This is a genomic window from Propionispora sp. 2/2-37 (assembly GCF_001298735.1).
In the GTDB taxonomy this organism is placed as follows: domain Bacteria; phylum Bacillota; class Negativicutes; order Propionisporales; family Propionisporaceae; genus Propionispora.
In genome coordinates this window covers 1-23,585 of record NZ_CYSP01000024.1, presented here as the reverse complement: position 1 = coordinate 23,585, position 23,585 = coordinate 1, and the positions used below count along the sequence as shown (strand labels likewise).

Annotated in this window: 20 protein-coding genes, 1 other RNA gene and 1 CRISPR repeat array; of the genes, 2 read left to right on the top strand and 19 right to left on the bottom strand. The window is 49.6% G+C overall.

The annotated features are described in order from the left end of the window. Positions 1 to 11: 11 nt before the first annotated feature. The 12 genes from P22_RS18765 to ssrS all read right to left on the bottom strand — a co-directional run bounded on the left by P22_RS18765 (position 12) and on the right by ssrS (position 11,280). Entirely contained in the window at positions 12 to 968 is a 957-nt protein-coding gene (locus P22_RS18765; RefSeq protein WP_054261769.1) for a DUF1858 domain-containing protein, read from the bottom strand. Between the two features lie 125 nt (positions 969 to 1,093). Continuing rightward, entirely contained in the window at positions 1,094 to 1,870 is a 777-nt protein-coding gene (locus P22_RS18760; RefSeq protein ID WP_054261768.1) for a histidinol phosphate phosphatase, read from the bottom strand. A 611-nt stretch (positions 1,871 to 2,481) separates the two neighbouring features. Then, on the bottom strand, positions 2,482 to 3,426 hold the full coding sequence (locus P22_RS18750) for an AEC family transporter (protein WP_054261766.1): 945 nt from the start codon (positions 3,424 to 3,426) through the stop codon (positions 2,482 to 2,484). A gap of 86 nt (positions 3,427 to 3,512) precedes the next feature. Continuing rightward, on the bottom strand, positions 3,513 to 4,274 hold the full coding sequence (locus tag P22_RS18745) for a tRNA threonylcarbamoyladenosine dehydratase (RefSeq protein WP_054261765.1): 762 nt from the start codon (positions 4,272 to 4,274) through the stop codon (positions 3,513 to 3,515). A gap of 82 nt (positions 4,275 to 4,356) precedes the next feature. Beyond that, on the bottom strand, positions 4,357 to 5,370 hold the full coding sequence (locus tag P22_RS18740) for an NADH:flavin oxidoreductase/NADH oxidase (protein ID WP_054261764.1): 1,014 nt from the start codon (positions 5,368 to 5,370) through the stop codon (positions 4,357 to 4,359). Between the two features lie 27 nt (positions 5,371 to 5,397). After that, positions 5,398 to 6,573 (bottom strand): metallophosphoesterase, encoded by a 1,176-nt coding sequence (locus tag P22_RS18735; protein WP_054261763.1) that lies wholly within the window; start codon positions 6,571 to 6,573, stop codon positions 5,398 to 5,400. A gap of 26 nt (positions 6,574 to 6,599) precedes the next feature. Further along, entirely contained in the window at positions 6,600 to 7,238 is a 639-nt protein-coding gene (locus tag P22_RS18730) for a nitroreductase family protein (protein WP_235814725.1), read from the bottom strand. A gap of 54 nt (positions 7,239 to 7,292) precedes the next feature. Continuing rightward, positions 7,293 to 7,586 carry a DUF1294 domain-containing protein gene (locus P22_RS18725; RefSeq protein ID WP_216598115.1) on the bottom strand — a complete coding sequence of 98 codons (294 nt, stop codon included), beginning with the start codon at positions 7,584 to 7,586 and terminating at the stop codon, positions 7,293 to 7,295. A 106-nt stretch (positions 7,587 to 7,692) separates the two neighbouring features. Then, positions 7,693 to 8,994 carry a nickel pincer cofactor biosynthesis protein LarC gene (larC, locus tag P22_RS18720; RefSeq protein ID WP_054261761.1) on the bottom strand — a complete coding sequence of 434 codons (1,302 nt, stop codon included), beginning with the start codon at positions 8,992 to 8,994 and terminating at the stop codon, positions 7,693 to 7,695. Positions 8,995 to 9,012: 18 nt separating this feature from the next. Then, a complete protein-coding gene (locus P22_RS18715) occupies positions 9,013 to 10,161 on the bottom strand; it encodes an aldo/keto reductase (RefSeq protein WP_054261760.1) in 1,149 nt (382 codons plus the stop codon). Positions 10,162 to 10,346: 185 nt separating this feature from the next. Continuing rightward, positions 10,347 to 10,919: a TetR/AcrR family transcriptional regulator gene (locus P22_RS18710; protein WP_054261759.1), complete on the bottom strand. Its 573-nt coding sequence runs from the start codon at positions 10,917 to 10,919 to the stop codon at positions 10,347 to 10,349. Positions 10,920 to 11,106: 187 nt separating this feature from the next. After that, a non-coding RNA gene (gene ssrS, locus P22_RS19980) (6S RNA) lies at positions 11,107 to 11,280 on the bottom strand. 269 nt (positions 11,281 to 11,549) lie between these two features. Here ssrS and P22_RS18705 point away from each other — a divergent pair. Then, positions 11,550 to 12,098, top strand: coding sequence for a radical SAM protein (locus tag P22_RS18705; protein WP_235814724.1), 549 nt, complete (start codon positions 11,550 to 11,552; stop codon positions 12,096 to 12,098). A gap of 119 nt (positions 12,099 to 12,217) precedes the next feature. Here P22_RS18705 and P22_RS18700 read toward each other — a convergent pair whose 3' ends face one another. Both P22_RS18700 and P22_RS18695 read right to left on the bottom strand, forming a co-directional pair. Further along, positions 12,218 to 13,174, bottom strand: a complete 957-nt coding sequence (locus P22_RS18700) for a DUF6263 family protein (RefSeq protein WP_054261758.1) — start codon at positions 13,172 to 13,174, stop codon at positions 12,218 to 12,220. A 164-nt stretch (positions 13,175 to 13,338) separates the two neighbouring features. Further along, the gene (locus P22_RS18695; protein WP_054261757.1) at positions 13,339 to 14,295 is read right to left on the bottom strand and encodes an aminopeptidase; all 957 of its coding nucleotides are present in this window, start codon (positions 14,293 to 14,295) and stop codon (positions 13,339 to 13,341) included. A 187-nt stretch (positions 14,296 to 14,482) separates the two neighbouring features. Here P22_RS18695 and P22_RS20815 point away from each other — a divergent pair, with 187 nt between their 5' ends. Beyond that, the gene (locus P22_RS20815; RefSeq protein WP_156319059.1) at positions 14,483 to 14,623 is read left to right on the top strand and encodes a hypothetical protein; all 141 of its coding nucleotides are present in this window, start codon (positions 14,483 to 14,485) and stop codon (positions 14,621 to 14,623) included. A gap of 123 nt (positions 14,624 to 14,746) precedes the next feature. On the opposite strand, the gene P22_RS18690 is transcribed toward P22_RS20815, so the two are convergent. The 5 genes from P22_RS18690 to P22_RS18670 form a co-directional block, all read right to left on the bottom strand. Next, the gene (locus P22_RS18690) at positions 14,747 to 16,792 is read right to left on the bottom strand and encodes an OPT family oligopeptide transporter (RefSeq protein WP_054261756.1); all 2,046 of its coding nucleotides are present in this window, start codon (positions 16,790 to 16,792) and stop codon (positions 14,747 to 14,749) included. A gap of 668 nt (positions 16,793 to 17,460) precedes the next feature. Next, positions 17,461 to 18,327, bottom strand: a complete 867-nt coding sequence (locus P22_RS18685; protein ID WP_054261755.1) for a ketose-bisphosphate aldolase — start codon at positions 18,325 to 18,327, stop codon at positions 17,461 to 17,463. A gap of 25 nt (positions 18,328 to 18,352) precedes the next feature. Continuing rightward, on the bottom strand, positions 18,353 to 19,726 hold the full coding sequence (locus P22_RS18680; protein ID WP_054261754.1) for a PTS fructose transporter subunit IIC: 1,374 nt from the start codon (positions 19,724 to 19,726) through the stop codon (positions 18,353 to 18,355). Between the two features lie 28 nt (positions 19,727 to 19,754). After that, positions 19,755 to 20,411: a PTS sugar transporter subunit IIA gene (locus tag P22_RS18675; protein ID WP_054261753.1), complete on the bottom strand. Its 657-nt coding sequence runs from the start codon at positions 20,409 to 20,411 to the stop codon at positions 19,755 to 19,757. Next, positions 20,408 to 22,396 carry a BglG family transcription antiterminator gene (locus P22_RS18670; protein WP_054261752.1) on the bottom strand — a complete coding sequence of 663 codons (1,989 nt, stop codon included), beginning with the start codon at positions 22,394 to 22,396 and terminating at the stop codon, positions 20,408 to 20,410. The genes P22_RS18675 and P22_RS18670 overlap by 4 nt, the downstream gene beginning before the upstream one ends. A gap of 230 nt (positions 22,397 to 22,626) precedes the next feature. After that, a CRISPR array of direct repeats spans positions 22,627 to 23,585; the repeat unit is 30 nt; unit sequence GTTTCAATTCCTTATAGGTAGTCTATCAAC.

Sequence of the window (23,585 nt, the reverse complement as noted above, 5' to 3'; positions counted from 1 at the left end):
CAGATCGAAATTTAGATTACTTTATTTAATGCCGCCAGAATCTCGTTTACATCCACACCGTGAATATCCGCCGCCTTGGCGACCGGTTCGGCGGTAGCCGACGGACAGCCCAGGCAGCCCATGCCGAAAGAACGGAAAACCGGGATGGTCTGCGGATAAATACGGATAATATCGGCAATCACGCTGTCGGCGTCGATTTTATCCCCGAATACCAGCGCTCCCTCCGTAAGCCCACCGGCTACCGGCACAAGTTTTTCCCCGTCCGCCGACTGGCTGACCAGCGGTTCGGTTGCCTGGCTGGATTCCTGATAGAATTCGGCCAGTACATCGGCTTTAAACTTTTTAAACCCAATGCGGTCAATAAATTGGCCTACCCGCTCAATATCGGCATGTTTTTGGTAATACCGGACAATGATTTCCACCATAGCCAGAGCCTCGTCATGCGTGAGGTCTTCAATCAGTTTGTCGGCCAGACGGGGGTGCGAACCGGCGCTGCCGCCCACATAAACATCCCAGCCTTTATCGGTGGCCAGCAGTCCGATATCTTTGATGTGTACTTCGGCGCAGGAATTGGGGCAGCCTGCCACGCCTAACTTCATCCGGGAGGGCATTTCTTTTTTATGATACCGCTTATCCAGCTCCAGTCCCAGTTTAATACTGTCCTGTTTTCCCCGTTTGCAAAAAGCAATCCCGGGACAGATTTTTACACTGCGCACGCAATTGGCAAACCCAATGGCCGGCTGCATCCCCAGATCGTCCCAGACTTTTTCCACATCCTCGGCCTTTAACCCGGTAATCATGATCCGCTGCGCCGATGTCAGCTTTAAGACGGCGCCATACCGTTCGGCCACATCGGCATAACGGCGTAAATCTTTCGCTTTAACAAAACCTCCCGGTATATGTGGGGTGACGGCATAGGTCTTTTTCCCGTCACGGATCTTTTGTAAATTCGCTCCTTTGGGCAGCATGGTGTCAACCTCCTGTCAGTTGTTGGCTTAATCATACCACGTTCTTCCCGGCATTGCTGTGATTTACATCATACCGTACCACGGTATTTATCATGCCCAAAAGCGGACTGACAAAAACCAAAGATTTAATCCCGCCGCATATAGCGTGGCTTTCCCTCCTGAAACCAGACCGGACGCAGCCCGCAGTGTGCGGCAAAATCAAAGGCGGCCGCAAAATCGCGTCCGATTTCGCTGGCCCGGTGCGCGTCAGAACCTATGGTCACATAGCGCCCGCCTAGCTCGGCAAACCGTTGATAGACCGGAACCAGCAAACGAAGCGCATCCGGCGTCAGGGGACGTTTGGTATTAATCTCTAAAGCCTGCTCCCGTTTGGCCAGCAGAGTCAGCACCGGGTCAATCTGCTCTTTAAATTCCTCATAATACACATTGGTGTCGGCAAAAGGTGCATAACGGGCAATATAATCAATATGCCCCAGGCTGTGAATGAAATCATGACCGGCAACGCACTCCAGCATAGAATCAAAATAACAGGTATAAATTTCCTTTTTGGTGCGTCCTTCATAAAAAGACTGCCAGTACAGGTCGATATTATTAATTACATGAACCGAGCCGATGATATAATCAAACGGATATCCTTTAGCCAGCTTGCGGTTGTCCTCCAGACAATCCGGACGCATGCCGATTTCCACGCCCAGCAGCAGCCGTTCATTGCGGTAAGGTCCGTACTCGCGAAAATAGGCATCCACATCGAAAATAAACTGTCCCGGTTCCGGATAGGCCAGATCCATATGTTCGGTTATTGTAATACCGATACCGAGTTCCCCGGATTGGGCTATGGCCTCCTGTAGTTTCATGGTGGCATCGGATGAAAAGCAGGTATGCATGTGGGTATCCATTATCATGATGATCATCTCCTAACCAAACGTTGCAAAGCTACTGTTTCTATTGTATCATTCCCGGTCCGGGAACAACAGACAAGAATCAAGCCGCTGTAAAACCGGTTGAACGGTATGGAGTCCGGAACAACTGCCGGGCCCTATACCGTTTAACCGCATCTTTTTACTATAAAAAGAATATAAAAAAGGCAGCCAAAAGCTGCCCATCATGTTAAAAACCGCGCAACGGAGCATCGCCCCAATTAACCAGCGTCCGCCAAAACACTGGCCAATCCCCCTTAGTGCTCCGTTGCTTCATTATTATTATACCAATTTGGGGCTAAAATTACTACCCTTAAACCAAAGTTTCTTTAGAAATTTGCACACAAGTGCAAATGGTAACACCAGCCATCATTTAGCATCTTTCATACAAAATACTTTTCCTTCAACACTGCGGTGATAATTAATACATTCGCAGCATTTGCCATGCCGTTCACAGTTTGTGTACGGGCACGTACAGTTTTTCTCATTACAGCCATTCATTCATAATCCTCTCCTTGTCTCTTTAATTTCAGCCCGTTTTTGACGGACCAGTTACCTTGATAATAGCATACCGGCCTTTTGCCTGACAACTCCCGTCAGGACATTAGGCAAAAGAACAGCACCGGATACACCACTACCAAAAACAGCACGGTCAGGATGACAAACGAGGCCATGGCGATATCCACATTCAAATTGTGAATCTTAGCGGTCAGTACGGAATTGATGGCCGGCGGCGTACTGGCCAGCACCAGCGCCGTATTGTCAATGACCGCATCGCCAATCGTGGCTTTGGCCGCCGCATAGATGGCCAGCGGGGTAATCACAAATTTAATGGGAATCAGATCCAGGGTATCACTATAGTATTTTTTCATCTCGCCAAAATTCAGGGAAAACCCGACCGGTATCAGTGCCGTCCAGGCACCGATATGCAGCAGGGCCGGAAAAATATCGCCAATAACCGGCGGGCGCGCTATCCCCAGGCCGGACAGGCCGAGGCCCAGCACCAATGCCACAATGGGCAGCTGGTTGCGGTTTAGGAGCAGGGACAGCCAGGGAATGTGCAGGCTGCCTCCGGACTGGCTTTTCAAATAGTAGTACTGGGCCATGGGAAAGCAGACGGCGAAAACCACCACATTAAAAAACATGGTCATTAGCTGCGTATACGCATAGGCAATCTCACCATACATGAAAAACACGCTTAAACCGCCGATGGTGCCCATATTGGACAGGGCCGCCGCCAGAATATAGCTGCCCTGATCCAGTTCACTTATATATTTGCGCCCGGACCGTAAATACGCTAACAATCCGGGGATCAGACTGGCGCCAATCCCCAGTACCGGCAGCCATAACAAGGCTGCATCCAGTTTTAATCCCCAAAAACTGAATAAAGACAACAGCGAGGTGATAATGACAATATTAAACGACACGATCTGATCCATAAACCGGTCGGAAGTCCAGTTCTTGCGGCGGCAATAATAGCCGGCTGTCAGCGGCAGCAGTAAATCAACGGCAAAATACAGCAGTTCTAGCTTGAGATCCATAAACAAACTCCTTACCCAACCACATTATACAGCATAATAACCCTCTTGAAGAACCGGCCAGGCAGCCTTCAAGAGGGTCATCCAAACTACACTTTGTCGGCTATAAGATCCTTTACCACTTCTCCGGCAATAATCAGGCCGGCTACCGAGGGAACAAAGGCAATACTGCCGGGAATCTGGTTGCGGGTGGTGCATTTGCGGGTAGTTCCCGGCGGACAGATGCAACCGGTGCTGCAACTGCCTCCTTCGGTTTCCAGCGGCCTCAGCGGCTCCTCTTTCGAGTACACCACCTTTAACCCCGGGATCTTTCTTTTGCGCAATTCCTGCCGCATGACCTTGGCCAGCGGGCAGACCGACGTGCGGAAGATATCCGTCACTTCCAGTCTGGTAGGGTCCAGCTTATTCCCGGCACCCATACAACTGATAATCGGAATATTCCGTTCATGCGCCCGTACCACCAAATCCAGCTTGGCTGTTACCGTATCAGTCGCATCGACAATATAGTCATAATCGTCCCTGATCAGCTCCGCGGCATTTTCCGGCAGGTAAAAGGTTTGGAATACGGTCACTTCCGCCTGCGGATTGATTTCCAGTATCCGTTCGCGCATAACCTCCACCTTCGGCCTGCCAATGGTTTTTCTGGTCGCATGCAGTTGTCTGTTTATATTGGTAAGGCAGATACAATCATCATCAACAAGTACAAACTTGCCGACTCCTGACCGGACCAGTCCCTCTACGACAAAGGTGCCCACTCCGCCGATGCCGAAAACGGCAACCTTGGCGTGCGACAATTTTTCTAAAGCTTCCGGACCGATTAAGAGTTCGGTGCGGGAAAATGCATGCAACATAATTTCACCTTTTTTTCTTCAATAATTGGCATAGTATCCGCATCTAACTTACCAAAACAATGTCGTTAAGTCAATGGTAACTTTAATACCTGGCGCGGAAATACGCTTTAGGCCAGGTCACCGCTTCCTGCAGAATGTGCGCCGCCTGCAACGGCCAGTACGGATTGCGCAGCAGTTCGCGGCCGAGGAAAACCATATCCACACCGGCCTTGACCACTTGCCCGGCCTCTTTGGCATTGGTAATCAGTCCGCCGCCGATAACCGGCAGACCGGTCTTTTGCTTGATCGTAAGGGCAAAGCCAATCTGATAGCCGGGATACGCCCGGACCTGGAAAGGAGTTAATCCGCCGGAACTGACATGCACGGCATCAATACCCTTGTCTTTCACCAGGTTCAGCATGTCTGCCACCACGTCCGGCGTATTGCCGGCAGTTTCATATTCCTCGGCGGTGACTCTCACCCACAGCGGCATGTCTGCCGGAATGACCTGTTTTACCGCATCCAGCACTTCCCCCAGCAACCGCGTCCGGTTGGCCAGACTGCCGCCATAGGCATCGTCCCGGTTATTGCTGAGCGGCGACATAAACTGATTCAGCAAATAACCATGGGCCGCATGAATTTCAATGGCGTCAAATCCTGCCGCCACCGCTCTGCGGGCGGCGTCGGCGAACATCGTTATCACCTGCCGGATTTCTTCCGGTGTCAACCTTCTGGGCAAGCGGTATCCCTCGCCAAAAATCAGCGCGGAAGGGGCAACCGGTTCCAGATAGGGAACCTCGCTCTTCCTGCCGGCATGATTAAGCTGAATGGCCACTTTGCCGCCCCGGTCATGTACGGCGGCGGTCAGTTTCTTGAACCCGGCGATCTGTCCGTCGTCCCACAGCCCCAGATCCTGGTCGGAAATCCGGCCGCGGTCCTCCACACCGGTGGCTTCCACAATGATGAGTCCTGTCTGCCCCTCCGCCCTAGTTGCGTAATGCAGGACATGCCAGTCTGTCACCAGGCCGTCCCTGCCGGCTGAATACATGCACATCGGCGGCATCACAATGCGGTTTTTTATTGATAAATTTTTCAAACAAAAAGGTTGAAACAACATATCTTCATCCTCCTTTATGGGAACTCCTTATGTTGGCAGTTGAAAAGTAAATACGCTGATTTCCGCCGGGCAGCCAAGACGGAACGGCAGCCAGTGCCCGGTCCCCACACTCACGTAGGCCTGGCTTTGGCCCTGCCGGTAAAAACCGCGCATATAGCGGTAGCTTAACGGCAAAAGAGAGTGTCCGAATATCCCGATCTGCCCGCCGTGGGTATGTCCGGCAAGCGTCAGCGGAATACCTGCGGCAAATGCATTTTCAATGAAATCCGGATGGTGGCTAAGCAGCACCGTAAATGCCTTTTCTGGAACGTCCTGCATGGCCTCGGCAAAAAACTCGCGCCGGACGGTCTCCTGTCCGCCGGCTTCCCGGGCCCAGGGATAATCTACCCCGGCCAGATAAAAGGGGATTTCTCCATCCAGTATTCTGGCACTCTGGTTGGTTAACACCCGGACAGGGCTGTTGGCCAAGGCCTGGCGGATAGCGTCAATATTGCGGAAATACTCATGATTTCCCCAGCAAAAATAGATACCGTAAGGGATTTTTCCATGAAGCCCGCTTAATTTGGCAACGGTTTGCTCCAGGAGTTCCAAATCATCGATTAAATCGCCGGTAATAACCAGTATATGCGGCTGTTCCTGCCGGATGATATCCAATACCCGTTCCAGCTTGGCCAGATCGAAAAAAGCCCCCACATGCGTATCACTGATCTGGACCAGCCTGAACTGATCCAAAGACGGCGGCAGCTGCGGCAGCGCCAGGGTATAGCGCTGAACCACCAGCTGCTCCTCGGCATTATATACCCCGCGGGCACTGCCGGCAAAAGCCAGCAGGGGCACAGCCCCAAAGGCATTGCGTAAAAAAGAGCGCCGGCTCCTGTTGATACTGGTTTTTCCACCTCCGCCCAGTTTATGCCACAGCCAGCTGCCCCCCAGCAGTACTACCAGCAGCGGCAGTGTCAGCAATTGAGCAATGATCCACAATACCGGCAGCGCAAACCAATCGGCAGGGACCCCCAGCTGATACAGCCAGCGATTGGTAAAAATAACGGCAACCGCACTAACGGTTAGCAGCCAATAGGCCCACCTGGCTCCGGCAGAACGGAAAGCATCGGTTTGGGATTTCAGTATCCGGTATATCAGCCAGCTAATGCTAAATAATAAAAATAATACGACAAAAATAAACATATAATTGGGTCCGTGCACAATGTCCTCCTGTATTCGCGGACAGCTTATTCCACAAAGGTTACCACTTCCGCAAGCGGTTTACGTTTCGTTCGCTGCAAGGGCGATGCCGCCGGAACCCCCAGCGGCGTCATGGCCGCCAGATGGTACCCTTCCTTCGAGAACCCCACCAGTTTGCTGATTTCTTCAGCCGCATAAGTCGGACCGGTCATCCAGCAAGTGCCGTAGCCTAAAGCGGCCGCTGCCAGCACCAGGTTTTCCATGGCGGCGGCAATATTTTGAATTCCCGGACCGGGCTTGGCATATTCCAGTGCCTCCTGCTGCGGCAGCCTGCCGGACTTAAGCAGGCTGTCCGCCACACTGGGATACGGTCCGGCATACACTAAAATGACCACCGGCGCCCCCTTAAAAACGGTATGGTAAGGTATCATAGCGGTAAAAGCCTTCCGCTCGTCTTCCGCTATAAATTCAGCCAGCTGCTTATTTTTTTCCTGCACGGCGCCCGCCATCTGTTCGATCATTTCCCGCCGGCTGACCACCACGAAGTGCCAGTTCTGCAGATTTTTTCCGGAAGGCGCATGAACAGCCGCCGTCAGGATAGCCTCCAGATCTTCAGCCTTGACCGGCTTTTCCTGAAACTTGCGCACACTGTACCGTTTATAAATAAACTGAAGTTCTTCCATCATGATCACTCCCTATCGCCAACTATGCTCTCTTTATTATATATCGTTCCTGCCTCTCTAATCCACAAAGAGCGATATAACTGGCAGTTCACTGCCGGCAAGCAGTATATACAGGAACAGGATATTAAAGAGCAGCAACAGCGGCATACCTGCCACAAACGAAATATGGCGGGTCTTATGGCGGAATACATACATTCCCAGCACTCCCCCGGCGGCACCGAAACACAATCCCCACAGGAAAAACCGGCGCTCCGGAATACGGCGTTCTCCCCGCCGCGCATAGCGTTTGTCCAGCCCCATCTGGCTGAAAACAATACCGTTCCAAAGAATGTATAGCAGCGGTATAAGCAAATCAATTACCCCTTACTATGAAATCTTACTTAATATAATTCGTCCCTATTCCTGGCAAAATCCTTCTTTTTCGGTATAAATTACCTGTATATGCCGGAAAGAGCCATCAGCCATTTTTTTCTAAATTCCTGTAAACCTCCCGATATACCTGGGCTACCGGTATATTCTGGTCCAATGCAATCTGCCGGCAGTCTTCGTATTCCGGCTTGCTTTTGACCTTTTCTCCCTGATAGTAGGAATGCTTCACCGTAACCGGGCCATAAGATGTTTCAATCTCTTCAAACTCTCGTCGCAGCATGATTTTTTCCACCCTGTATTTGCGCATTCCAATGGAAGTGGTTTCCCTAAAAATAATGTCCCGTATGGCCGCTTCCCTGTCACTGCCGATCAGCACGCTAAGTTTTATGCCGGACCTGCCTTTTTTCATGGTGATCGGGGTTTTAAACACATCCAGCGCTCCCTGGGCAAAAAGCCTTTCCTCTACATAACCGTAAAGCTCGGGATTCATATCGTCAATGTTGGTCTCCAGAATATATTGTCCGTCCACTTCTTCCCCGGCGGCCTCCTGCCCCAGGTAAACCCGTAGTACATTGGGAATATCGAGATCCCTGTGGCCGATGCCGTAGCCCGTCCTGGTGATGGAAAAATCAATCTCCCCGGTAAATTCCACCACATTAGCGGCCAGAATGGCCGCACCGGTAGGCGTCGTAGTTTCAAAAGGAACAATCCCCGCTTTGACCGGAACGCCCTGGAGAATCTCCACCGTAGCCGGTGCCGGAACGGGAATCACCCCATGGGCGCATTTGACAAAACCGCCCCCCACCTGAACCGGCGAAGCCATAATCTTGCCCACCTTAAGGTACTCCAGGCAAATGGCCGCTCCGACAATATCGACAATGGAATCGGTGGCCCCCACTTCGTGGAAATGCACCTCATACAACGGTTTCCCATGAACTTTGGCTTCCGCTTCGGCCACCTTGCGAAACATCCGCAAACTGAGTTCCTTGACTCTGCCGCTTACAGCGCTTGTATTGATGATATCCTCTATATCCCTCAGATTTCTATGTTCATGATGAGTATGATCTCTGTGCCCGTTTACCGCCTCGCTGTGCCCCGTATGTTCGTGATGGTGATCGTGGTGATGATGGTGATGGTGATCATGTTCACCATGTCCTGCCATGCTGTCTTCCTCATGGGAATGGACTTCCTGGCGTAAAACCACATCCACGCGGGTGCCGCCGATGCCCTGTTTATTATCTTTTTTTATCCTCAGCTCATATTCGTCATCCAGCTTGAGCTTGGACAGTTCCTGCCGGAGATAGTCCTCCTCCACCCCCAAATCCAGCAGGGCAGCTAAGTTCATGTCCCCGCTGATACCGCAGAAGCAATCGTAATATAATACTTTCATCTCTTCGCTCCCATCCCTTTATTCAAATGCTGCTTTTATCTTTTTCATCTGGTCACGAATGGCTATGGTCTGCGGGCAGTGGCTTTCGCAACGGCCGCATTCCACACATTTGGAAGCCGGAGCCGTCATCGCGGTCCGCCGGCCATACACGGCCCTGGCTTCCTGCAGATTGTCAAAAACATGATAGTCGTTATAGACAGCCAGGCAATCCGGAATATTGATGCCGGCAGGGCACGGCATACAGTACCCGCATGCCGTACAGTTGATTTTTATCCGTTCTTTAAAAATACGCTTGACCTGATTGACCGCCGCCAGCTCGGCTGCCGATAGGGAATGAGGCTCCGCCTCCTGCGCTATGGATACGTTTTCCACCACTTGCTCCATCGTCGTCATGCCGCTCAGCACAACGGCTACTTCCGGATGGTCCCATACCCAGCGCAGCCCCCATTCCGCCGGAGACCGTTTCACTGCCGACCGGTCGAAGACCTCCCTGGCCGCCTGAGGAAGATGGATGATCTTGCCGCCTCTGAGCGGCTCCATAATGGCAATGCCCAAGTCTTTGGCTGCCGCATACTCCAAACCTTCCCGCCCTGCCTGGTAGTATTCGTCCAGATAGTTATACTGAATCTGGCAAAACGACCAGTCATAAGCATCCACAATCTGTTTAAACAGCTCCTGGCGGTCGTGGAAGGAAAAACCGGCATGCCTGATTCTGCCGTCCTTCATCGCCTGTTCCAAAAACTCAAAAACACCGGCTTCTTTCACCACAGGCCAGCTAATGCTGTTAAGGGAATGCACCAGGTAAAAATCAATGAAATCGGTCTGCAAACGGTCCAGTTGCTCATTTAAGTACTTGTCCATATCGGACCTGCTTTTAATCAGCCAGCTGGGCAGTTTGGTCGCCAGTTTGACTTTCTGGCGATAGCCGCCCTGCAAGACCCGCCCGACAAACGGTTCACTGGCGCCGCCCCTGTCCATGCCGGTGCCATGATAAGGATAGGCCGTATCAACATAATTGACACCGGCATCAATCGCATACCGGATCATCTTGGTCGCTTTTTCCTCGTCAATGTTTGTTGCCTGTCCGTCTATTACCGGCAGCCGCATACAGCCAAACCCTAAAATCGATACGCTTTCATTTGTTTTGCCAAACTGTCTGTACAACATGCTGATTCCTCCCTTATGCATTTACTGGCCACAACGTTTTTTTATGTAAAATTATGCTGCAAACTAAATATATTATTATATCCATACACCACAGTTTCAGACTTAGAGAAAATCGTATTCTTCTTCATGAGCCGGTCCGCCGGCAGCAAGAATGAACATTCATTCCTGCAAAAAAAGAATACAGGCTACCTTTTAATGGCATCCCATAAAGCTTCTACTCCCGCATCCAGGTCAGCATCCGTCAATTTAGGCTCACAGAAGAGGCTGAGCTTGACCAGCGAAAGAACGCCGCCGTAGGTAAGCGTACATAACATATTCAAAGGAAGCTCTTTTACCAGCTTCTCCTCCCGGGCCCGCTGAAACAAATGATTGGCCTGGGCAAAAGTGCGCAGCGCTTCCTCGCGCGTGGCAGCGGTGATGAGCGGGGAATTCGAATATTGTTCCATAAACAGGAGCTCGGTGGGATTCTGTAAAAAATAATCGATGATATTGCGCCACAGCAGCAGGAAACTCTCCCGTACCGGCATGGTTTCGGAATGATTGCGGAAAATATACCGGGCCAGACGGGCTTTGACATCCACATACAAGGCATTGATCAAATCTTCCTTGCTGGAAAAATAACGGTAAATGGTGCCCACACCGATATTGGCTTTTTGGGCGATTTGTGACATCGGAGTACCATGAAAGCCCTGTTCGGAGATCAGTTCCAGTGTTGCATGCAAGGCTGCCGCTTTTTTATCTTGTATTTTTTCCTTCAATATTGTACACCCCGGACGTAAAATATGTAATAATCTGGGAATGAATATTCATTCCTGTTAAAAATCAATATACTATGAATGCTGGTGCCTGTCAAGCCGTTCCAAGCCATGTGTACCGGGACGCCGGCAGCGTTGACCCCCAAATAAAAACACCCGAGGGGAATTGTCCCGTCAGGTGTTTACAAAACGGAAACCCGTGATACCGTCCCTCGCCATGTTCAAACCCCGCTTCTCGCAGGTGGGTGTCCCGGTTACGGTTTTTGCCTTCCCTGCTTGGAGGGCCTGACAGCTGCCATAACGTTAGACTCCCTTAGTCATTTGTAGGTTGAACATATTAGAGCGACCTATATCACAGGCCTAACAACGAGTGTCTTAACTGTTTAGTATGATATCATGCTCTCGACCCAACCGCAAGACTGGCCACAATCGACAAAAGTTCATCTTGTCTGGGTTTTTTCAGGCGGCGTCCCGCTTGCTTCATTATGCTTTTTAATAACGGATATCTCTCAAGTTGACAATTTTAATTTTCTGCCCGGGTTGTCCGTTTTTATCGAATGGCACCGGCTATAGTGACGCCAAGCCGAGGGTGTGTTATGCTGAGAGAAGAAACCCAAGCAAAGGAGATTCCCTATGTATTTCGATACGGCTGAAGGCCCGGTATTCCGCCCGCCCACTGAAGCCGACAGTTTTATTCTGCGGGTAACCATCGGCTGCTCTCACAATCGCTGCACCTACTGCAACATGTACCGCAGCGTGTCCTTCCGGATTCGTCCGGCGGAAGAAATCTCGGCTCAGCTCCGGCGGGCAGCCGCTTACAAAGACCACATCCGCCGCGTGTTCCTGGCCGACGGCAATGCACTGGTCCTGCCAACCGCTTCCCTGCTGGAAATACTCTGCGAGCTCAGGCAGACACTCCCGAAACTCCGCCGGGTATCCTGCTATGCGGGCCCCAGGGACATCTTGCGCAAAACACCGGAGAAACTGCGGCAATTGCAGGCTGCCGGTCTGCAGTTGGTATACTACGGCATGGAATCCGGCGACGGCGCGGTGCTGGCCCATGTCGCCAAAGGGGTTACCCAGGCCGAATCCATTGCAGCCGGGCAACGGATTGTTGCCGCCGGCATCAAACTGTCGCTTTTCCAACTATGTGCCGCTGGCCGGTACCCTGCCCAAAGATAAAGAACGGCTTCTGAGTGAATGCCGGACTGCCATACAGGAATTACAGTCTTGGACAGACTGGGACCCTTATAATCATGTGGAGGGCTGAAAATAAGGCAGGCCGGCAAAAAGCCTGCCGGTCACACCGGCAGACTTTCCAATTCCGTTTGTTTCGTAATGGTATAGGTCATTTGCGAATTGATGGTTATCGGTATTTCCAGGCCTTCGGACGTTGCTTTGCCGGACGGCAGCAAGATAGTCCCTTTGATAGACTGTGTGTAAGCCCCGTTTTGCAGGAAACCGTTTTGTTTATCGGCATGGATGATTCCCTGGCTCTCTCCCTTCAGATTCAGGCGCGTCTCCACCCCCATAAAATCGGCTGCGTTATTGGCGCTGTCCGTCCCAATATTGGAAACCACTGCCAGATCCAACGCCCCGTTCCGGTCGCTTACCACTTCCCAGCGGTCATGTACGGTCAAAGGAAAAATCACCTTGACGTTATACTGTTCCTCCCAGCGATCTCCCTCTTTGATCTCCGCGGGATAATTGCGCATGGCCTGCTCCAGCATCGATTTCATAGCCTCATCGCTAAAGCTTTGTTTCAGCATGTTTTTAAACGCCTGCTTTTGCGCTTCCGTTCCCGGGATATCGTCCGTCATCTCCTGCAACAGCTTATCAATTCCGCTAACCGACAAAATCTTCCCCTGTTTATCCATAACAACGGTAAATCCCTTGCCAATCAGCCCTCCGTATAAGCCGGACAACAGATCGTTTGGTGAGGAAATTCTGGAATCATAGGTGGTCTGCCGCCCGTCAGTCTGTGTATTCACCTTCAGGGCATCATACCGGTACTGTATGGTCACCTTCTCCTCGTTTACTGCGGTAATATTCATCGACAGCTGCATATCCATCGTCTCTTTTACCCGGGTTTCCTTGCCCTTTAAAGTAACTGCCGTTTCCTGATTATTCACCATATGAACCAGGTATTGGTCTCCCTGGGCTACGTCCAGGTTAAAAGCAAAGGCCCTCTGGTAGCCGCCGGCCGTGAGCAGGATACACAGAAAGATCCAGATGGCAGCCATATTTCTTAGCTTCATTATTTTTTCCTCCCTGACTTTTTTCGGATTGACGAATCTATATTCCCCATTATCTATGATAGCGGAAAACAAATCCGAAATTTGTCGGTTTATGTCGATATAAAACGCCCGCTATCGCCAAATACATGGTCAATAGCGGGCGTTCAGTCACCGGCAATCTGAATTCACTCTATATGCTGGCCGTCTTTAATAATCACCTTACCGTCAATGGTTAGCGTCGGCCTGGTCAGAATACCGTCAAGATGAATGGGCACCTGAACCTTGCCACCGAAGGCAGCGCTGTTGCCAAGCGCAATATGCACCGTCCCCATGACCTTTTCATCCTCCAGCACCTTGCCGCATAGTATGGCCTTGTCATTGGTGCCTATGCCCAATTCAGCAATATTGTGGGCCGGTTTGCCGTACTCCGCCAGCAGGGCCGACAGCTTTACCGCTTCACTGCCGCCGGATATCCTGGTCACATAGCCGTTTTCCACCGTCAGTTTGATGGGTTTATCCAGTACACCAATACCGGCCATGGCACCATCGATGACCACAATCCCTTCCGCAGTCTCTTCCAAAGGAGCGATATACGCTTCTCCCGCCGGCAAGTTGCTAAAGTCCCCGGCCGTATGGTTGATGCCTGTATCCGGATGGCCTTCCCGTCCTTCCAGTTGTAATACCAGATCGGTACCGGCCGGCGTGGTCAGGTGGGCTGTCTTTCCTTTCGTCAATATGTCGGCCAGTTTGTTGCTGATCCGGGCAATCTTTTGATAATCGGCGCTCAGGGCCCGTTTCATAATATCCTCGGTGATTCCCGGCAGTGTGGCAATGCGTGCCCCGGCCTGACTGGCCTCTTTGCGCGCTACCGTATGGGACAAAGACCGCGAGGCCGGCGCCAGAACCACATCCGCCTGCTTCATGGCGGCAGCAATCGCCGGCGGCGGCTCGGCACCGTCATTTTTCCGTGGTATCATTTCCGTATAAATGGCTTCGGCCCCAAGGGCTTTGGCTCTTTCCCATAACACCCTGCCAATGGCTGCTGCCGGTTCATCCGTAATCACCAGAACCGTTTCCCCGGGCTTTACCGCCATACAGTCCCGTACGGCAATATCAGCACTGTACTCCAATTCTTTACTCACGACAATCCCCTCCTCATCCGGCCTGGTATGTATTCAGCCGCTACAGTCTTCCGGTATTTTTATTATACCGCCTGTACCCTTAACAGACCAACCTATGAAAGATTACATAATCATCCTATATGGTTCACCTTTTTACCGGACGCTCCGTATAATACAGTAACCGGTACTATATTTAAGAGGTGATAATTTGATTATTGATTTTAATGAACAAAAATTCAGAAGTGAAGTAAAAAGCATGGTTCGACCCTTTGGATTAAACAAACGCCAGGTTGAACAAGTCATATCCCAGGCTTTATTGGCAGTCCGCAGGGCAAGCAGGCCGGTATAGGAGCAAAGTAATCCGGTTAGTCCCCAAATTGTACTTTGAGGACTAACCATCTTTTTGTTCAACCCCTAAAACAGGCGTCAGCCTTACCCCGCACTCCCTGCCCGGGTACATACTGCCAAACAGTTATGATTTGGCTTCAAAATTAGTCTGAATGATGCGCTTAATAAATATGGCAATCAACGCAATAAAAACGATCAGCCCAAGCCAATCCGCCGTAGGGGCGAAATCCTTGCCTACGAGAACCAACGGCGAATCGCTGCCGCCACTGGTTACCGAGAATACAATGATGATGGCGATGATAACCCCCATCAGGCTTTCCCCGACAATCAGCCCGGAAGCAAACAACACACCATGGCGGTTGCAGGTTTCCACATCTTCCTCCACGTGCTGCGGGCTGCGCTGCTCGGCCCGCCGGCGCAGATACCGGCAGACAAAATAGCTCATGGCGGCGCCTATGAACAGCGGCATTTCCAGCGTAGGCGGCAAATAAAGTCCCATGCCTACAGCCAGCGGCGGCAGGCAGTATTTGGCCGTGTTCTTCTTCAACAGGATATCAACAATAATCATCACAATCCCGACGCCTACGCCGAACAGGATATAATTCCAATCCAGATTATGACTGAAAATCCCCTTGGCGATCGTAGTCATCAAGGTGGCCTGCGGTGCGGACAATACCTGGGTTTCATCCATTCCGGCACGCGGCATGGCCCCGACAAACCCATAGGCTTCATATAACAAATTCAATACCGGTGCAATGGCAAAGGCCCCGACAACGCAACCCAGCAATAAAGCCACCTGCTGCTTCCACGGCGTAGCGCCGACAAGATAACCCGTCTTCAAATCCTGCAGATTATCGTTCGAGATAGCGGCAATGCTGACAATCACGCTCGTCATGAAAATAGCAAGAGCAATGGCGAACTTGCTTCCCATTTCCGTGTCAAACAGGCTGACTGCCGAGCCAATTGCCAATACGACCAGGGAGGATATAATAATTCCCAAAATGCCGATCCCTGAAATCGGACTGGCTGAAGTACCGATTAAGCCGGCCATGTAGCCGCACGCAGCAGCCACAAAGAAGCCCATGCAGATCGCGACGGCAACACCGGCGACAACAAAAATACCGGTTACGCCTGCCGACAGGTTGGCCTCCGCAATAAAGGAATAAAAGGTTCCTAATAAGCCGATCACGATAACGCCCAAAACCAGCCCTGTCGTTTTCGGCGACAAATCCGTATCCATGCGGTGCAGGCTTTTTTCTGCTTCCGTTTGACTCATAGCCTGAATCGAAATGCGCATACCGTCAACGATGGGTTTCACCAGTGTGAGCAGCGTCCATATAGCGGCAATACCAATCGTACCGGCACCGATAAGCCGCACTTTCTGCGCCCACACGGCGGAGGCAAAGGCCGCGGCGCTCTGCCCGGCTGCCGGCGTCATGACCGAAGTAAGGTACGGCACAAATACGCCCCAGGACAAAAGCATCCCCACCAGTATGGCGATACCGCTGGCAATACCAATCAAATACCCGGCTCCCAGTAAGGCCGGCGAAAACCCGAGCGGAAACTGCGAAGTTATTTTGCCGAAGGTGAACCAATAGTGCGCTTCCGCCGCAATCACCTGAAAGCCGCCTGAACACAAACTAACAAGCCCCGAAATAAGGCCGCCGGCCATAATATCTTTTACGCCATTTACTTTGGCTCCGTCAGTGCTGCCGCTGCCTACTTTCAAAATTTCCGCAGCCGCCAGCCCTTCAGGATAAGGCAAATCACTATTGACAATCATGGCACGGCGCAACGGGATGGTAAACAACACGCCCAGACAGCCGCCGCAGGCACAAATCATCAATGTCTGCCAGAAAGCAAACCCTTGCCAGTAACCAAGCATCAATAATCCTGGAATGATAAATATAACTGCCGATAGAGTCCCTGCTGCCGATGCCTGGGTCTGAACCATATTATTTTCCAGAACATTGGAATCGCTAAACATTTTTAAAATTGCCATAGAAATAACGGCCGCAGGAATGGACGACGAAAACGTAAGCCCTACTTTTAACCCCAAATATACATTGGATGCCGTAAAAATGACCGTAATCAGCATCCCCAGCAACATGCCCCGCAGCGTAAGCTCGGGAACATTCAGCTCATGACTCATAAAATCTTCTTGTTTCATATAGCTACTCCTCACCTAAAGTTTTTGCCAATCCGGATTGGCCACCTTTTCTCCCCACAGTTTCAAGGTCCCCCAATTCTAAGGATGAGGCAAATCTTTCTTCAACTCCTTCATCGCTCCCCCTCTCTTTCGGTTATTTTAGAATCAGATACTATATTTTTATAAACACAGCAAAAATCCCTCTTTAAGCTACCAAAGCCAAAATCCTCTTTATTTTACATATTTTCGACATTTTTTAAGTTAATACCCAAATATTTTAAAGTCGTGTCCTTTATTGAGGGACATTTATTTATGCATATTTTCTCTTTCTTAAAAAATTGCGTCAACTCCCCCTCACCATCCCCCTATTCTTCCTTTATTATCGTAAACATCATCAACACTGATCATTTACAATATTTAGGATGCCAATGATTAATAGTCTTTTCATAAAACACATTTGTTCTATCTTAAAATATAAAATTTTTTTTATATTTTAGACTTTTGGCAAAACCTGTGCAGCTGTATCCAAGTACCTGTTCCCTATGTAAATATATGTTTCTACAGTAAGGAAGATACTTGAAATACGCACGGAAAAGAGCCAGCGCTTGCCCGCTGACTCTCTCTTTAATAAATCAGATTTCCCGGCCTAACCGGTCCCTGATCATACCTCTTCCGCCGCAATGGCCCGACTACCTGTATAAACTCCGCTTACCCAACGTATTCAAAACCCCCAGCTTATGTTTAATCACATCCCTGGCGGCCGCTATGCAGCCCGGGAAAACTTCATTAGGTTCATATACGCCGGGATTTTCGGCAAGAAATCGCCGGCATTCGTTGAAAAAGGCGCTTTTCACGTCACTGGAGATATTCACCTTGCAAACGCCCAGAGCCACGGAGCGGCTGATTTCCTCATCCGGATTGCCTGAACCGCCATGCAAAACCAGCGGGATGTCAACAGCCTGATTGATTTCCCCTAGCCGCTGCAGGTCCAGTTTCGGCACAAAATTCTTCGGGTATAAGCCGTGAGCAGTGCCAATCGCCACTGCCAGCGTATCAATGCCTGTTTTCTCCACAAAATCTTTAGCCTGCGCCGGATCGGTATAAACCACATGCTCCACGCCCCCCTCGGCGCTGTAATTCATAGCCCCGATGGTGCCAAGCTCCGCCTCCACGGACACATGAACCGCATGAGCAAGGCTTACAATCTCCCGGGTTTGTTTGATATTGTCCTCATACGATTTTTTCGAAGCATCAATCATGACGGAGGTGTAGCCGTTGCGTATCGCCCGCATCACATCAGTTACGGTTTCACCATGATCGAGATGAATCACCACCGGAAAGTCCGCCTCATAGGCGGCCCTGCGTACCGTGTCAATATAGGTATCCGTCAGGTGCTCAATTTCCACCGGATGAATTTCCAATATGACGGGGGATTCCGTTTCCCCACAAGCCTCCAGGACCGCCCGCAATATTTCATGGCTGCTTATATTAAAGGCCGGCACGGCAAATTTGTGTTTTCTGGCAACAGCCAGTAAATCCTTCATAGTGTACAGCATCTTAACCTCTCCCTTCTATTTGGTATTATTCATAGTGATTTTTCCATTTCAGTGCTGCCACGCTCAGGCAGGTAACGGCGCTTCCCGCCGCTAAGGCCAAAACATACATGGGCAAATTGCCTATAACATTGGGGATCGGCAAAATCCATACCCCGCCATGCGGCGCCAGGCTGGTGCAATTCGCACTGAGCGAGATGGCGGCCGCCACAGCGGAACCGGCCATCAAGGAGGGAATCACCCGGATAGGGTCCGCTACGGCAAAGGGAATGGCTCCCTCCGTAATGTACGAAAACCCCAATACCCAGCAAGACTTTCCTGCCTCTCGCTCTTCGACGGTAAACTTCTTTTTAAACAACACGGTGGCTAAGGCCAAACCCAACGGCGGTGTCATTCCGGCCACCATGCAGGCGGCGATGGGCGCGTATACACCGCTGGACATCAAGGCAATGGAAAAGGTGGAAATGGATTTATTAATCGGCCCGCCCATATCGGCAGCCATCATAATGCCAATCAGCGCACCAAACAGAACCCCCTGGGTAGCATCCAATGAATTTAAAAAGAGCGTCAGCGAATCCAGCAAATATTTTACCGGTTTACCGACAATAAAGAGCATGAAAAATCCGGTGACGCCGGTAGCCAGCAAAGGCACCACAATGAGGCCTTTCAGGGTTTCCACCGATTTGGGCATTCTTATCTTTCTCATCAAAAATGCGGTCAAGTATCCGGCAAATAAGGCTCCGATCAGTCCTCCCAAGAAACCTGCCCCGATATTTTTCGCCAGCACCCCGGCCACCACGCCGGGGCACACCCCCTGTTTGCCGGCAATGGAAAAGGCAATACCGGCAGCCAGCATCGGCACCATCATGCCGAATGCGGCATCACCGCCAATTTTGCTGAACGCTTCGGCAAATACATTGTAACTGGGATCGGACGGATCACCGGCATGAATGCCGAACATGAAGCTGAAAGCAATCAATATGCCCCCGGCAATAACGAACGGCAGCATGTAATTGACACCGCTCATCAAGTGCTTATACAAGCCGGTTTGCTGACTCTTTTTCCTGTCCTTCTCTTCAGTCGCCAACTGAAAAATGCCGGTATTTTTTCCTTCAATCGCATTCTCCAGCACCTTTTTAGGATTTTTTACCGCCTGCTCAATTGACACTTCCACTACGCGCTTGCCGTCAAACCTCTCTAAATCCACATGTTTGGAGGCGGCAATAATCACGATATCCGCATCCTGGATTTCCTGTGGTGTCAGGATATTCCCTGTTTCCACGCCCTGGGTTTCGATCTTTACTTCATGCCCCAGTTCTCTTCCGGCTTTCTCCAAGCCTTCGGCAGCCATATACGTATGGGCAATACCGGTAGGGCACGCTGCAATACCAACCACTTTCATCAGCAATTCCTCCTTTTCTTTGTCAGAATTACAGACCTTGTAAACACTGAAGCATTTCATCCGGGTTTTGCGCCTGGGTTAACCGCTGGCGAAAAGACTCGTCCATAAACTTCCGGGACAATTGACTGAGAATGGCGATATGTTCGTTATTGCTTTCTTCCGATACAGCAATCAAAAACAGGATATTGACCCATTCCTCCTCTCCTTTCGCATCACTATAGTTGATTGCCCGTGCAAGCTTTCCCACTGCGATCGCCGGTCTCAATACACAACTTGACTTAGCATGGGGAATGGCCAGCCCGAAACCGATGGCCGTACTGAACTTTTTCTCGCGGTCTAACACGTCTGCCACAAAGCTGTTACGATTCGTTATTATCCCGTTTTTTTGCAAACATCCGGCTAACTGCGTAATTGCCTCCACTTTGCTTTGTGCCGGCAAGTCGAACAGAATCGTGCCGGTATTGATGATGGCTGTGATGTCCATAGGCGTATCTCCTTTGGTCTTTACTCTAACTGCATTGTAGCATTGCTCATTTTCCAGATTCAATGGCCCATAGAACCGAAAACTTTCTATATTGTACGGCATAAATGGAAGCCGTTTGGCTTGCATATAAAAACCTGCTCGCTCAAAAAGCATGAGCAAGCAGGCGATACTGGCGGCAGTACAGGCCCGGACCGTTTTCAATTATTCTTTTCCCCCTGAACCACATAAGCGGGCGCCTCCAGGAATAAAGCCTGGATGGCCTGAGTGTCGGCCGATTTTTTTATTTTAGAAATTAACGTTTCATCCTTGATAATCGAATACAACCGCCGGAAAAAATATTGATTAGTGGCGACATTGGAAAAGTTGGCGGCTAAAACGAAAACCAAATCCACATTAAATTCATCCCAGCTAATGGTATGCTTTAGATTCACAATGACTAAAGAGGATACCAGGACGAGCGTGTGGGAACCATGGGGTACCGCAACATAACGCCCCATTGCTGTCGATGCCCGTTTTTCCCGCTCCAGCATGCTTTCGGCATAACCAGGCTTAACATAGCCTTTTTCCTGTAAATAATGGCCGTATTTAATCAGCACCTCTTCCTTGCTCTTAAGATCATCATGCACATATAGCACCTTGTCTCTAAGACCGGTCACGGTCTGCTGGAAATAGAGGACATGCCTGCCGACAATCCAGCTTTTAATTTTGGCTATATCATCCGGCTCCAGCAGATCACTGATTTGAATGAGCTTGGCATCCTCGCTTTTGATTAAATGGGTTTCGTCCAGCAGCAGATCAAACTCTTCCGGATTCATATGCTTTAACTCACTACTAGTACATACTTTGATAATTTTTAATTCTTCAATATGGCTTTGCAGCATGCTCTCCAGGTATTTCGACAAGGTGATCCCGCCGTCACAAATCAGGCAGGTCTTTATATATTGACCGTTCTCCCTGCGGTTTACGGCGGCAGCAATATGCAAACACAAGTAACCGATCTCATTGGCGTCAAAGGCAATCTTTTCTTCCTGCTCCAGTTCTTCGATCGACGTCATCACCGCCAAATAAATATTCGTATAGTTATGACGTATTTTATCCAAAAGCGGATTTTCCGTTTTAGCGCCATATTTTATGCGCCGAATGGCCGGTTTTAAATGCAGCAGCAAATTATGAATCAAATCCTGGTCCCCGGTGAGATCGATTTGCAGAAATTGTGATATCCGGCGGATAAACTGTTGCGTTAACGGTTCATTAATCTGCACTTCATTGATGGGTACGGGAGAATTCTTTTGCTTGCGGGCAGCCAGCAAATACCGGGTGATTTCATACAATTCTTCATCGGGAAATTTCATTTGAAACCGTTCTTCTATATGGGAGCGCATCACCTGGGCAGCTAAATATTCATGGATATTCTTCAGGGATGTTGTATCGATGGTGGTCAGCTTTTTGATGCGAATCCGCTGTAAACAGATGCTTAATTTAAGCAGTAATTCAAAAAAATCATTTTCAGTAAATTTATTATTTAATACGACTTCGCCTAAAGTCAGAATCTGCTGCAGTGCATCCACGCTCTCCCTGCCAAAGAAACAACACAGCCGCAAATAATTCTGCCTGGTTAAGCGGTCCGGAACGGTCGTTGACTCGCCTGCAGCAGGCAGGGCAATTTTCATTTGCAGACAAAGCTCTTTATAGGCCGTCCGGATTTTTCCCTCATCTCCCTGCAGCCATATGCCGACATGTTCTTTTTTTATTAAGAAAACATCATGCTTGTGCAGCCACTGTGCAATAGGCTTAAGCACGCCCTGGATACCCGTCCTGCTTTTGTACAGGGCAGCGGCCAGTGACTGTATTGTGCAGGGAGTCCCCAGCCTGAACAGGGTATGTAAAATATAGGCTTCATCTTCCAAAGCTGGAATGTAGTCCTGGCGGCTGGCCGGGTACTCTGCCAACAACAGTTTTTCATATAATTCATTACGCTGATTTTCATTGCCAATCAATTTGATTCCTAATTTTTGCTTTTTATCTACCGTACAGGGCCGGATCATTTCATGAAAAACAGGCTCCGACAAATAATTATGAATGGTTTTGGCGGATACAGCCAGTTGGGCGGCAATGTTTACTACGGCTATGTAGTGCTGATGTTCTAACAGGACCTTGATAATCGCTTTATACAATTGCAAATTCATTACTGTCACCCCTATGACTCACATGAAATATCCAAGGGACACCATCCTCAGTATAACAACTCTCGTTTTCCATATACAATCATATAAAGAACATATTTTTTTCACTTTTTCGATCAATATGGTAAATATGCGCTACCACATCCTCCTTCCTAATAAGCCGGACATAAAAAGTTGGCCGCCGACTTGCCAGCGGCGCTCCTCAAAATACGACAATAGCCTATTACCATTCAATTTCAAATCCGCATAGGCAGACTAAAACCCCGGAACAGAAGAAAAACCGCCTGTGCTGGCAGTTTCAATTCCTTATAGGTAGTCTATCAACAAGGAAACGAAAAATTAGCTGCTAGCATTCAAAAAGGTTTCAATTCCTTATAGGTAGTCTATCAACGCTGCCACATCGTCGGCTGCCGGTCCGCCCATGACTGGTTTCAATTCCTTATAGGTAGTCTATCAACCGTGTACTCATGTTTATCATCGGTATATCCGGTGCCGGTTTCAATTCCTTATAGGTAGTCTATCAACTTGTACTAAAAGTTTGGCCGACTTCTTATATAAGTAGTTTCAATTCCTTATAGGTAGTCTATCAACTTATTTAGCCCTGCCTCTTGCATCAGGGCTTGTAAGTTTCAATTCCTTATAGGTAGTCTATCAACGCGTCCTTCGACTTCTTCTGTGGTAAAAATAGCAGGGTTTCAATTCCTTATAGGTAGTCTATCAACTCAACTTTCGCTTCCAGGCTTTTAGCCTGCATCAAAAGAGTTTCAATTCCTTATAGGTAGTCTATCAACTCTCGGCAATCATGATCTGCAGCTCATACTCTTCAGCAAGTTTCAATTCCTTATAGGTAGTCTATCAACTTTCGTCCCTTGAGTTTTTTCCATAGGAGCTACGGATCAGTTTCAATTCCTTATAGGTAGTCTATCAACGGATCGTCCTTATCTCCTGGGCCTTTTCCTGCCAAGTTTCAATTCCTTATAGGTAGTCTATCAACAGCGGCAGTTGCCGCCAGTCACTGAACATTAGGAAAGTTTCAATTCCTTATAGGTAGTCTATCAACTCACAACCACCGAGAGCCAAGCAGAAAAGGAGAGGGGTTTCAATTCCTTATAGGTAGTCTATCAACAATATTTTCCATCCCAACCACATTCCGGCCAATACAGTTTCAATTCCTTATAGGTAGTCTATCAAC